The sequence below is a fragment of the Roseovarius aestuariivivens genome, from assembly GCF_004761875.1.
GTDB lineage: Bacteria > Pseudomonadota > Alphaproteobacteria > Rhodobacterales > Rhodobacteraceae > Roseovarius > Roseovarius aestuariivivens.
In genome coordinates this window covers 47,446-60,405 of sequence record NZ_SJEY01000013.1, presented here as the reverse complement: position 1 = coordinate 60,405, position 12,960 = coordinate 47,446, and the positions used below count along the sequence as shown (strand labels likewise).

The following is a 12,960-nucleotide window of genomic DNA, read 5'->3' as shown; positions in this document are numbered from 1 at the left end:
TTTGTGAAATGAAATCAGTTGCAATTAGGGTGGGGTTGCCCGACCCAAGAAAGGCTCGAAGCGATGTATTTGCTGCATCCGGCGGTGCCGATGGCGGGATATTTCGTTCCGTTCACCTCACCCAAGTCACCGCAAGAAAAGTTAGGGTTGCATTGAAGGTACATACGTTGAAGCAATCCGCCGGCGGAGCCGGTCGGCGTCTTTTCGGAGATGATCTTGGTCACCGGTCCGATGGTGCCGAGGGCATTGTTCGACAGATCCAGAAACCCAAGCGAAGTCATCGCTGTAAGATCCTTGGCGAAAGGTCCCAGAACGTCTGTAAGGCCGTTGTTGGACAAATCCGCATAAAGAAGCGTTGTCTGGATCGGCAGCACGAAGCTCGTCAGCTTGTTGTATTGAGCGTTAAGGGAATACAGAAAAGTATCCGCCGACAGAACAATCCCGCCCAACTGGTTGTCGGCGACATTGAGATACTGCACCGGCTTGATCGCAGACAGGTCGAGTGAGGTCAGCTGGTTCGCTTCGAGGTTGAGAGAGACAAGCGCAGTCTTGTTTCCCACGAAGCTGAGCGAAAAATTCGTCAGTTTGTTGTTGCTCAGATCGAGCGTATGCATTGCGGTGAAATGTTCCAGACCTGTGATATCACTGATCCCGCGTCCCGGACAATTGACCGCGCCGATCACCTCGGCGGTTGTGATCAGCACTTCGGTCTGTCCCTGCGGCAGGGCGTCTAATATGCAGGCCTTGAGGTTCTTGTCCGCGAATTTCACGACATTGCCCGGCTTGGCACTGCAATTTATGGACCACATGGTTGTCTGACCCGAGGCCGTACAGCCGGTTGTTGTCCAGTTTTGCGCCAACCGCCAGGTGTCGGTGCATAATTGCGCGGGGTCCTTGCCCGACGCGGTTGTTTGCGCAAGCCTGTTATCCGGACATCGCACGGAAGTTCCTGTGACGCCGGGGAATATTGTCTGGGCATAGGCCACACCGAGACTGTCGATGATCCCGCAATACGGCGGCGCGCCTTTGGTCTTGGGTTTGCAACAGAATTGCTTGTCCACCATTACCGCGTCATTGAAGAGCGCCGAACTGACAGAGGCATTGGAAAAATCAGCGCCGCCCAACTGCGCACAACTGAACTCCGTCGGCTTTCCGGCCCCGGTGATTTGCGAAATCTTGGCGCCAACGAAATCAGAGGATTTCAGACTTGTCTGGCTGAAATCGGTCTGCTGAATATTCGCCTTCGTAAAGCGGGCGGTATCCATCGTGGCACCGGCGAAATTCGTCCCGCTGAGCGTGGTGCCAGAGAAATCCGCTCCGATCATGGAACAGCCGGAGAAGTCGACGGATGAAATACGCGACTGACTGAACTTCGCGAAATCGAAAATGGCGAATTTCACCTGCGCGGGTGGGATGGACGCGCCCTCCGCTTCGAAAACCGCCTGGCTCAGGTCGGCATGGCTGAATGTGCCGCGCGTAAGGACCGCACCGGATAACTTGGCTTGTGACAACTGCGCGCCGGTGAAATCGGACCTGTCCAGCGTTGCATCGTTGAAATTGACCGGAGCCGTGGCATCAACCGGTGCCGGTGCTGCCGGACAGGGCGATCCGTCAGGCATCTGTATACCACCCGCGCTGCCATACGCTTGTGCGCAGATGAAGGTGGAATCCGTCATTGCCGATCCGGTGAAATCAGCCCCATTCAGCGCGGCGTGGCTGAAAACTGTATTCTGCAGGAAAGCCTCGTCGAATTTCACGTTGCTGAGGTTTGCGCCAGAAAAGTCGATACCGACGAAATTTGTGCCAGTCAGAATTGCGCCGTTGATGTCCTGGCCTCTGAAATTGATGGAATTCGGGTCCAACCCGTGAAAATTCGCGTCGGTAAAATCGCTGGCGCTCCAGTTGCCGCGTTGCCCGATGGTGTTGGCATCGGTAATCAGATCGATATCCAGACTGGCTTCCACGAACTTTGTCCGGCAGGACCCATCCTGGACGATTTCCTGTAGAGCTCCGAAATCGGCCTCAAGAAGGTTGCTCTTCGAGAAATCTGCGCAATGGATCTTGGCGAAGGTAAAGTTTGTCGCGGGCATCTGAGCGCCAACGAAGATCGTATCCTTAAGTGTTGCGCCATTGAAATTCGCGGGTGGAAAGCTGGCGCTTGGTCCAAGTGCCGCGCCGGTGAAATCTGCCGATGTCAGATCCGAAGACGCAAAGGTGGACCCCTGAAGGTTTGCGCCTGTGAAATTCGCCCCGATGAGACTTTTTGCCGGGCAGCTGCCGAAGTTGAAACCGTTGATGGTCTGACCAGAGTAGTCCGCCGGAGTGGAAGTAGGACAGGACGCGCTCGCGGCGCTTGCCAAGAAAAATAGAGCCAGGGTCGAAAAGGTCCTGAACATAAGCACACGTCCGTTTGTAAATTTATGGTTGAGCAAAAAGTCAGTAGGCACCACCTAAACGATAGCTGTCAACCCGGAACAAAGTGCGTTCAGACGAATCGAAGGAGCCGTAAAAGTTCAGTCGAGCTCTAATGGCTCGGCGTAGATCGAAGTAATCCTGGTGGGAAATTGTCGCTTGAGGGTTTGAACCCGCACAATTCTGCGTCTTAGATCCGTCACGACACGGATCATCCCGACTTGTGGCAAATGCTTACTTTGGCTGTCTGTCCGACGCCCAGGTGTCCAGAGCTTGCGCGCGCACGCGCGCGAGCGCATCCTCCGGGACGGCAGTCTCGCTTGTCTTTTCCCGAAGCGGAGCGTCGTGAAATAGATAAACGCGGGAAAGAAACTGTTCGAATGTAAGCGAACCTTCCCCGTACCTTTCCCCATGACCACTGGTCGAGACAATCACGCCACCACCCCAATCCTGCCCGCTGTCATTGTTGGGATTGTAAAAGTAGACCCGCATGTCGCCAGATTGATCTTCGCCTACCCGAAGGATCGAAATAGCGTGCCAGCCAACGAACTGACATTGTGGGTCCGTCACCGCAATGCCCGCGGGTTGCGGATGGGTGACAGGCTGATTGCCGTTGAATTCCGGGTGATACGTTATGAAGAAACGGCGCAGGAAGTTATCGTAATCCGCGAGATCGCCGGTGGTTACGTCCACTGCGACGGCACAGTCCCGGGCGACCCACCAGCCGTGAAACTCCGGATTGATCCAACGGTGTGGATCTCCGGCCCGGCCTACGCAACGCCGCCCCATCTCGGCGTAAATCCGATCCAGATGCGACACGAGCAGAACCGAAACGGGGTCAGCATCAACCGGTCCGAACCCCGCCAGACCAGCCGGCAGGTCCGCAGAGTTGATAGGCTGACCCTCAAACTGCATCAGGAGCGTGTCGAATTCAGCCGCCTGTGTGACGAGGTGTAGAAGAAAATCGGGATCGTTAAGCGCCCACATCGCGATGGCTCGTGCCGACTGGCACGTTGGGTTGGCTCCCTGCCCCACGCCCAATGGCTGTCCAATCACCTGCAGCACACCCGCCAGGAGATGCGTTTCGGGCGACGCCTGCGGGCTGAATCCGAGTTCAAGGCGCTCTCTGGCGCCACCGCGTAATTTCAGTCGAATTTGACGGTCCAGCGCCGGCACCATCGGCGCGTGATGAAGCACACCCCGATCAAGCAGTGTCGACATTCCGTAAATCGCCTGCGGTGTGGCCGGCGTTACCGCAGTGCGGATCAAGTCTTCGATAAGGCGCCGGTAGTGCCGCCAGCAATCCAGTCCGGTTGATCCCAGACCCAAAGCCTCGGGAATAAGCGGTCGGTCTTTATATTCGACCGCCCAAAGCAAAAAGGCCACATGGTAGTCCGACACAAGACCGGTATCATGCATCGCACGGGCAAAGCCCATTGCTTCACGCGACAAGCCGGCCTCGTCGGCATGGGCGATCCGGTCAAGATAGACGTCGACGCCGGGATCATCGAGAGAGGCCGCAGTCGGCCCAAACAGCGCGCTGACCAAGCGCTCCGCGCCAAGCCGCGTGCTACCTGGCTCTGTGCCTTTTTCGTGTAATGCGATGGCGATTTGCGCGATCATATCTTTCACCACGCCGACCTGAACAGACCGCTGTTCAAGCAAGCGCCAGATTTCCGAAACGAGAACGCCCAAAACATCGGTCAGCCCGATATGGTCGGCGATATACAGCATGAGCCTGCGCTTGGTCTCATACCTCTCGCCCATCACGCGGGCGGCTTCGTCGGAATGTCCGAATACGTCGCGCAGATTTAGCGCCAGAACTTGTGTGAGGAAATGCCGCGCACCGTCAACATGCAGGTTGTCATGCCTTGCCTCTTCGGTCGCAACGGCCAAGAAGCGGGCTAAGTTGACCGCCTCCAGTGCGCGAAGCGACGGATCATCTGAGATCAAGGACGTTCCGACAAGCTGCGGCATCAAGCTTTCCGGCCGGTCCCAATCCGAGCCAGAGAAAAGCCCGGCCTGATCCAGCCGCACTGCCCTTTTGCAAATCGCGTCGACCCCGCCCTCGATAGGCAGCAAGCGCGCCACCACGTCGAGAACCGGTCCCAAGTAGCGGGCCTTGGCAAACGGACGCGCCCGTTCCAACCGCTCGGTCGCTACGTCCAGGGTGTCGCAGAGACGTTGCACCTGTGCACTCGCTTGCGGTTGGTCTGTTGGCGCATCCGTCAGAGACATCAAACGTAATAATCCAGATCTTCCTGCTTCTTCAGAAGATCACGCAACTGATGCGGATTGTCACCGAAGAAATAGGCCAGGCCCCAGTGTGTACCAAACGCGGAGCGTTTCGCCACCTTCTGCTCGCGCGGATCCGACAATTCATGGAACTCGAAATACGGATGATGTGCCGTTTCTTCGGGCACCTCCAACCGGCTCACAACGCGGCGGCGCGGATAGACGCCGAAACAGCCGGCGTGGCCTTTCGCGTCCTTCACAGGCTCGGGGAAGAACGCATCAAGCTCTTCCTGCGTCGTCTTCGGATCAAACGCAACGACAAGGCCCTGATATCCGTTGAAGCCATAAGCGCGTTCGATCAACTCCAATGCGTTGAAGCCTGGCGGACGATACGCCACCTCACCGAAGTACAGCTTGTTGTCGCTCGTCAAGAAATACTCCGGATGGATAAAGCCAAATTCGATATCGAAAGTTTCGATCAGCTTTTCGATCTCCTCGGTGATCCGCTCGCGGTGCGCCTCAAGTTCCGGTGTGGCGGGAACAAAGACGGAGTAACCAAGCGTGACATACTCGGAAATGTTCAGAAATTGGATCTTGCCGTTCTTGATCCACGCTTCCACCGCGAATTCCCAGCCATCGAGATGGCTTTCAAGTAGCGCCGGGAATTCGTCGTCTGGAATATTGTCCACGTCTTCTGGCGTACGGATCACGCGATGACCGGCTGTACCGGACTTGTCGAAAGCCTTGAAATGGATCGGGTCGTTCGGATCACCATCAAGTTTAAGCAGCGTCTGGTTGACACGTTTGAGAAAACGGATCACGTCCCCACGGTCGTGAGCTTCCTCGAACACCCCAACGCGAATACCGCCAAGCTGCGCCCGACGTTTCATCAGGGATTTATCCCGAAAGAGCATTGCTTGGCCCAGAAGGCGCGGGTTCTTCAGAAGCACGGCGTTGATAGCACCAGCCCATTCCACCGTTTCCTCGAAGATAGGAATTGCGACATCGACGCCCATATCCTCCAAACGGTGTGCCAGTTCATGCGAGCGTTCATTAAGGCGATCGAAATCCCACGGCACAAACGGGATATCGTTTTGCTTGCAATAGTCTTCCGCCCAAGGCGGTGCGACGACGACGTAGCGGCGGTCAAAACGGTCGATCGCGTCAATTGCGTTCAGGCTCCAGCCCAATATCGCAACATAGCCTTTCTCCGGGTTCTTCTCGGTCATCTATTCATCCTTTCAACATCGCAAGCACCGGACAACACATGATGTGCTGCCGCCACCTCGCGGTTAGAAACAGGACCTCTGTAAAGGGTAAGGATCCCGGCGAGACTTAGCTTGCGTCGGTTTCACGTGAATATGTAACACGATGAGTGCAAAATTCAAACCTGCCCACCTCGGTGAGGGGATCGGCTCGCTCTCGCAGCCGCCAGTTCCCTGAATTCGCCACCTCAATCTTGACAGCGCCCAACAACTTAAAGGCAGATCTTCGGTGTGCAAAAAAGCACTGATGTCGCGGAAACGTACGGTCAGGCCGACATCACGCAGTTCACAGAAATTCGTGGACCAACCGAAGTTGAGCCAATAGCTGTCTCAGCTCACAGCCGGGAGCTCTGCATATCTCACAATGCCGCACGCCGGTCCTGCCCAGGCGTTTTTCCGAGACAGAACAGAACAAGTCCCGGCAACGTGACAAGCAGCATCAACGCACCATAGCATAGTCCGAGCGCCACACCCGCACCGGGAGCGGCGCCGATCATCGGCATTAGCGTCGCGGCTGTACCCTCACGCCATCCCCATCCAGCCACGGAAAGGGGAATAACCATGGCGCAAAGAATCATTGGAAGGATCGTAAACCACGCCTCTGGTGGCACTATTGTGCCAGTCGCACGGGCACAGGCATAAAGGCTGAAAATCAGCAACGCTGTTGCGCCAAACGCGTGTAGGAGGATTGTCCTATTTCGCAGAAGGTTGGCGAACAGGTCGAGGAATTCAATTGCCTCGGGGGTCGCGCCAAAGGTTCGAAACAAGATGACGCTAAATGCGATCAGTATTGGTGGCACAACAAAGAACGAGATCGGCCAGTCAAGACCACCCGGCCACAAGAACGCGCCGAGGAGCCCAGTAGCGGTAATAGAAAACATTGCGATCTGGCCAATCAAACGTTCAGCCATAACCGAATAGCCCGCCCGACGGAAATCTGCCTTATCGCGAAGTCGAAGCGCCCGGCTCAGATCGCCCAGAACGCCTCCCGGCAGCACCGAATTGACGATTTGAGAGAGATAGTATTCGCGCAACGCGTGGAGATAAGAAAGTTCCAGCCCTAGCTTTTGCGCAGTCAGCTGCCAACGGCGTGCCATCGACAACGTACTCAGAAGCAGTCCAACTGCGCCTGCGGCAAGCCAGCCCGGCTGTGCCTGCACGAGGTGCCGGAGTACTTCGTCTGGGCCAATCCACCAAAGCAAACCTGCGATGACGCCGATCGAAAAGAACAGCTTGAACAGACGCTGCGTCATGAACCGTCAGCGCTCTTGCTTAGCTGCGAACTAAACGCTCGCAGAAAATCATTGCGAAAGCTGTCCATGCGGCGCACCGGTGCCTCTGGATCCGGCAGGAGACCATCGCTCCAATCCCATGCCTCAATCAAGTCGATGAGATCTCGGGGCCCGATCATGTGAACCGGCACATCACGATTGTCGCTACCAGCTACGAAACCGGCGGCTTGGTGATCGCCGGCGACAATTACCAAAGGCGCGTCCTCTCCCAAACGAACCACATGTGAAAAGACGGCCTGAAGCGCGTAATCCACGGCCCGTCGGTACGCGTCGCGTATCGCATCGCGGTCCTTCCACAAGTCACGCGGTGACGGCCCAGTTTTGGCCATTTCATCGAAGATGCGGCCATCCCTTACCGCATTCCACGGCAGTAAGTCTGGCACCGGCGTCCAAGGCGCGTGCGACGAAATGAGCGCGATCTGGATAAAATCCGGTCGATCGTCAGGTGGCAATAGATCCTCGTAAACCGCAAGAGTGAACTGATCCGGCATCGTCACCCAATTGAAGGGCGGTCCGCGATAGGGAATATCCGCCGCCGGAAAAAAACGGTCAAAACCCATTGCAGCACTTTCAGGCCAGGCCTGCGTGATTGCCGGCATTACAGCAGAAGTGCGGTAGCCCGCTTGCCGCGCGAAGTGAAACAGCCACTTGTGCCCGCTGGCCAGCATCGCGGTGTAGCGCCCCTGATTGGAGGTCCAAAGTCCGCTTGCAAGCGCGCCATGTGCGAGCCAGCTTTGCCCGCCGGCGGTTGGCGAGATGAGCCAACCGCTTTTCATTCCCAACCCAAGTTGCGCGATCCGCGCCTCCGCCTCGGCAAGCGTGCGTGTGTGCGTGGCCGCATAAAGCGGATTGTCGAAGCTGGCACGCCCGTAACTCTCGATCCAGACGATGAGAACGTCGCGTCCTTCCAGCCGATCCAGTACGTTCGCAACCCCATCCATCGGATCGTCGCGCGCCTCTTGCCGAAACTGCACGAGGTCCGCCGCCACCACCTGAGTTTTTCGCAAACGCTCGACAGCCAGACGCGTGGTCCATGCGGTACCCGGAGGATCTTGGTTTGCCTGCCAATAACCAAGGTCATGCGATGTATCGGCCACGATCATGCAAACGGACACGATTAGACCCGCCAAAGCCGCCAGGCGTGTCCGCCGCGGCAGCTCAACGGTTGCCCAGGCTTTCAGCCCGTGCCGCAAGAAAACGAACAGCAACAAAGCCAGTGTCGCACCACCACCCAAGATGAGAGCGGCCTGAAATCCCCCAACGCTGTCGCGCAAGAGATCAACTCCGGCTTTAACCAGAAAAAGGTCGAGGACTGGGTTAAAGGGCCGATCGAGCGCCAGGAACATCGCAAAATCAGCCCCTTTCAGCGCAATGACGAACAAGAGCACAATGGCGAGGGTCGTGGCCAGCCCCCGAAGCCTGCCGAACGCAAGTGCAAGGCCAAGAACCGCCGGCAGCTCCCAAGGAAACAAAAGCAGCGCATCCGGGCGCATGTTTGCCGGGTGATTGGGCAACACGAGTACGGCGAACACCAGAAATGCCGAAACACTCAGGAGAATTATGCGGCGTTTCATGCGTCCCGTCGAAGCAGCCAAAGCGCATCTACGCAAAACGAGTAGAGCAGCAAAGCTGAGGCAACCAACGATACCGGACCGTCCAAAAACCCGGGGTTGCCCGGCACAGTAACGAAGATCAGCGCGCCGATCTGCACCACGCAAATTGTCTTGCGGCGCAGCGAGGGCGGAAGCGGTGCGCGCAACGTCGGAACGACCAGCTTAAACAGCATGAAAACATACCGCATGTAGCCTAGGACAAGGATCGCAGGACCCACCTCTCCGGAAAAGAGCAACCACGTGGCAAGAACAGCGCCGAGAATTGCATCGGTCTCCATGTCGAACCGCGCGCCGAAATCGGACGTCAATCCAGAGCGCCTAGCAAGGAACCCATCCACGCCGTCCAGCGCCAAGGCCGCGACGGCAATTGAAAACACCAACCAGGATGGCACGCTTTCCGTCTCGAAGAGCATCCCGAACAAGAGAGCGGCCAGCGCCATTCGCACCAGCGTCACGACGTTGCAAAAGCCAAGCACCCCATGCTCAAAGCTTTGACGCAAGCCCCACCCCGCCAGCCCCGCCCCGACGACGAAGCCACCAAGCGCCCAAAACGGCGTTGCAAGGATATGGGCAGCGGTGAGCGTCAGAAGCGCAGCCAACAACATCGACAGGCAGAGAAAGTCTGTCTGCGGCGATCGTATGCGGGACGCCCTGCCGAGCGATTGATGAGAACTGTCGACCATCTCGCGAACCTAACTGATGACGGTTACGTAGCCTTGGCGACGTGTCCGACCAGAGGTGTTGCCAGCCTTACCTTGGTTGATTCAGTCTTCTCGCGAGAGTGTGATTGTACCGGTGATCGGCAGATGATCCGAGGCTCGTCGCACCTCCTCGGTCGTGATCGCCCGCGCTTGCAAGACCGCCCCGGCCCGGTCGGTCATGATCCGATCCAGAGGCAAGAGCGGATAGCGCGACGGAAAAGTGCGTAGGGCCGGACCGTGAAAGCGCTGGCCGATAAGGTGCCTGTTGAACATCAGGCCGCCCCAGGGTCGCCACTCGTTGAAGTCACCCAGCAGAATTGTCTGCATCGGCGGCCTGCGGCGCAGATACTGTCCGACAATCCGCATCTGGATTATCCGCAGTGGCTGGCTCAGCGAAAGATGCGCGGACACCACGCGAAACGAGGCCGGACCGTCCCGCGCCTCGATCACCACTGCCCCGCGATGGCAATGGCCGGGCAGGTCGATCACATCCCGATGGCTCGCGGAAAACCGTGGATGCAGGAACAGAATTGTTCCCAGGAACCCATCGCTTTGCGGCCCCCAACGCATGACCGCATGCTCGTGCTGGTAGCGCAGGCCGGTGTCACGGCCGATGCGGTCGACTTTCAGAATGCGGCCATGCGGGCGGCATTCCTCATCCGCCTCCTGCAGCGCCAGAACATCGAGCCCGTCCGCTAAAAGGGCACCGGCGATCGCCGCGTGAATCCGACCCGGGTCGACCCGCCCATCGGTTCCTTTGCCACGGTGTATGTTCCAGCTCGCGCAGCGAAGCTCGGCTCTCTGGTTCACAGCGGTGTCATTTGCAGATGAACGGTCGTGATCTACCATCAGCTCATTACTTTTTCTCGCCTCGCCCTTCATCAGAGATAGGAGACCCCATGCGAATTCAAATTGCCTCCACCCTGCTCAGCCTGTTGCCCGTCGTCGCTCATGCCGAGATGGCCCGCTACGAGCTTGACCCGGCACATACGACAGTGTTCTTCACGGTCGATCACATTGGTTATGCCAAGACCTTAGGGATCTTCGGCTCCGTGAATGGCACCTTCGACTACGATATGGAAACGAAAGAGCTCGGCAATGTCGAGGTCAGTATCGCTGCGGAAAGCGTCGACACCTTTCACGATGCGCGCAACGAACATGTCCGTAATGGCGATTTTCTAGACGTCGCGAACCATCCGATGATCACCTTCACGGCGGAGGGCGGCATGCCCGAAACAGACACGACTGGCACCGTCGAGGGTGACTTGACTATTCTCGGCACGACACAGCCCGTGACACTAAACGTGACGCTCAACAAGGCTGAAGCTTATCCTTTCGGCCACAAGCGTTTCGTGCTTGGCATTTCACTCGACGCCAGCATCCAGCGCAGCGATTTCGGCATGATGTATGCGGTTGAGAACGGGCTTGTCGGCGACACCGTCGATATCAGAATCGAAACGGAAGCGATGAAGATGGATTGATCCGGAAATCAGAGTATGCGAAGGCGCAACGGCCTGCGGAAGAGACCGCAGGCCGTTTTTCTTCAGATGTGATTTGCCACGAAACGCATTCGGCGTCGTATTCGCTCTCCGACCTGGTCCTCTGGAATGTCGAAAAGCCCCCGAGAAATTGACCACCGGCTGATCGCAGGCAAGGTCGACACCACGGCCAGCGGGATTGCGCAAACCAGGGCAAAAAGGATTGGCGCGGCGAACCACAAAGCCCACGGTGCCACAGCGCCAAGCCATGCCGACAACGCCAGTCCTACAGCGGTTTGCGGCCAGAGGACGCGCGCCGCTTCTCTCCAGCTTAGGCAACGCCGGTCGCGTTGTTGCGCGTCCCAGCCGATGCGCCGGCCCAGAAAAAGCCCAGCCATGAAAAGGGTCAGCGAAAAGGCGACGATGGGCGACGTCACCATGGAGAACAGGATTTCCGCGGCACCGCCCAGCGCGACTCTGCCACGCCCGCCATAGGCTTCAGCCCGGTCGCGGCGCGACAATACCTGCGCCAAGCCCATCAGCTTCGGCATAAGTGTGAATGTCATCAGCAGCGCAAAGAAACTTAGCCCGACCCAGATCGGCACCGACGCCATCTGCACGTCGCTTCCCGCCATGGCAGCGCCGGCCAGAATAAACACCATCCATGCCGGCGCGCTCACATACATCTGGATGGCAAGAAGCAATTGCACACGGCTGAGCGGTTTCAGCCCCGGCATGTTGAGCAGTCGAAGGTACTGCATGTTGCCGTTCATCCAGCGCAGTTCACGACGAATGAAATCGATCAGGCTTGGCGGATTTTCCTCTCGGCTTTCCGATTCTTCAGCCATCACGCGAACCTCGAATCCGGCGCGACGCATGAGAACGGCCTCGACCTGGTCGTGACTCATAATGTGGCCCGAAAGCGGACCCCGTCCTTCAAGTACCGGCAGCATGCATGCCTCGGCAAAGGGCTGCAGGCGGATCAATAGATTGTGCCCCCAGTTCGGGCCGCAGTCGGCCTGCCACCAGGCCGCGCCAAGCGTGTAGGACCGCATGCCGTGACGCATTCCGAACTGAAAGGCGCGTGTGAAAAATGTCCGTGAAGGAAGTCCGGTGACAAGGCTTTGCAGCATCCCGATCTCGGGGCTGGCCTGCATGACCCGGACCATACGGAAAACTGTATCCGCGCCCATCTCGCTGTCGGCATCGAGTGGTAGAAAATAGGTATAGCGCCCGACAGATCGGTGCACGAACTCCGCGATATTTCCGGCCTTGTATCCGGAGTTGTCCGTTCGACGCCGGTAGTGGATGTCACATTCTGGCGCCATCTCCTGCCAGCGTCCGACCAACCTGGCTTCCTGCTCCGCGATCTCAGGTAGGTCGGAATCGCTCAGAACATGAAAACTGAACTTGTTGTGCCAGCGACTACGGGCAATCTCTCGCTGTAATTTGCGCAAGCGCCCGATCGACGCTTCCGGATCTTCGTTGCGCAGCGCCATCACGATAGCGGTCCGCTGCGTGATGATTTCTGTGCCTGTCACCCTGGACAGCGCCGGTGTCACCACCTGCGCCGCGTTATCGCCGAACACGCGATCGAGCGCGAAACCAATCAGGCTGTTCCACAAACCGATCGAAAGCCACGGCAAGGTCAGCGCATAGGCCGCGAGCATGATGTATTCCCCGAACACCAAGCCTTCGGTGGCAAGGATGCTCCACATTCCGGCAAGCAACAGCATTACGGTTGCGGCGTTCAGACCTGCAATCAGCCGGCGACGGCTGGTCACGGGCATAGATTGCCACCAGTACGCAGAGTCGCGCGTTTTTTCACTAGAAACCTCGGTAAAGAGAGCCTCGGCAGGATCGAGATCGTTCATGGAAAGGTCACCTTGTTCTTGTCCATGGCGTGGTTTTGGTGCAAAGGCGCAAAACATCCAGTGACGTTTCCGTGGGCGACCCAATGGAGG

General features: G+C 57.6%; 9 protein-coding genes. 1 reads left to right on the top strand and 8 read right to left on the bottom strand.

Translation table 11 applies throughout. The annotated features are described in order from the left end of the window. Window positions 1-14: 14 nt before the first annotated feature. The 7 genes from EZV60_RS17595 to EZV60_RS17565 form a co-directional block, all read right to left on the bottom strand. Window positions 15-2,396, bottom strand: coding sequence for a pentapeptide repeat-containing protein (locus EZV60_RS17595; protein ID WP_135507141.1), 2,382 nt, complete (start codon window positions 2,394-2,396; stop codon window positions 15-17). Between the two features lie 250 nt (window positions 2,397-2,646). Next, window positions 2,647-4,602: a hypothetical protein gene (locus tag EZV60_RS17590; protein WP_245306348.1), complete on the bottom strand. Its 1,956-nt coding sequence runs from the start codon at window positions 4,600-4,602 to the stop codon at window positions 2,647-2,649. Window positions 4,603-4,649: 47 nt separating this feature from the next. Then, complete coding sequence (locus EZV60_RS17585) at window positions 4,650-5,876, bottom strand: ATP-grasp domain-containing protein (RefSeq protein WP_135507137.1); 1,227 nt, start codon at window positions 5,874-5,876, stop codon at window positions 4,650-4,652. Window positions 5,877-6,271: 395 nt separating this feature from the next. Further along, complete coding sequence (locus tag EZV60_RS17580) at window positions 6,272-7,165, bottom strand: lysylphosphatidylglycerol synthase transmembrane domain-containing protein (protein ID WP_135507135.1); 894 nt, start codon at window positions 7,163-7,165, stop codon at window positions 6,272-6,274. Beyond that, window positions 7,162-8,778, bottom strand: a complete 1,617-nt coding sequence (locus EZV60_RS17575; RefSeq protein ID WP_135507133.1) for a sulfatase-like hydrolase/transferase — start codon at window positions 8,776-8,778, stop codon at window positions 7,162-7,164. Before EZV60_RS17575 ends, EZV60_RS17580 begins: the two co-directional genes overlap by 4 nt. Next, window positions 8,775-9,500 carry a CDP-alcohol phosphatidyltransferase family protein gene (locus tag EZV60_RS17570; RefSeq protein ID WP_245306347.1) on the bottom strand — a complete coding sequence of 242 codons (726 nt, stop codon included), beginning with the start codon at window positions 9,498-9,500 and terminating at the stop codon, window positions 8,775-8,777. Before EZV60_RS17570 ends, EZV60_RS17575 begins: the two co-directional genes overlap by 4 nt. A gap of 81 nt (window positions 9,501-9,581) precedes the next feature. Beyond that, window positions 9,582-10,328: an endonuclease/exonuclease/phosphatase family protein gene (locus EZV60_RS17565; protein WP_245306346.1), complete on the bottom strand. Its 747-nt coding sequence runs from the start codon at window positions 10,326-10,328 to the stop codon at window positions 9,582-9,584. An 89-nt stretch (window positions 10,329-10,417) separates the two neighbouring features. On the opposite strand from EZV60_RS17565, the gene EZV60_RS17560 reads away from it, so the two are divergent. Next, window positions 10,418-10,999: a YceI family protein gene (locus EZV60_RS17560; RefSeq protein WP_135507129.1), complete on the top strand. Its 582-nt coding sequence runs from the start codon at window positions 10,418-10,420 to the stop codon at window positions 10,997-10,999. A gap of 62 nt (window positions 11,000-11,061) precedes the next feature. On the opposite strand, the gene mdoH is transcribed toward EZV60_RS17560, so the two are convergent. Next, window positions 11,062-12,870: a glucans biosynthesis glucosyltransferase MdoH gene (mdoH, locus tag EZV60_RS17555; protein WP_135507127.1), complete on the bottom strand. Its 1,809-nt coding sequence runs from the start codon at window positions 12,868-12,870 to the stop codon at window positions 11,062-11,064. Window positions 12,871-12,960: the final 90 nt, after the last annotated feature.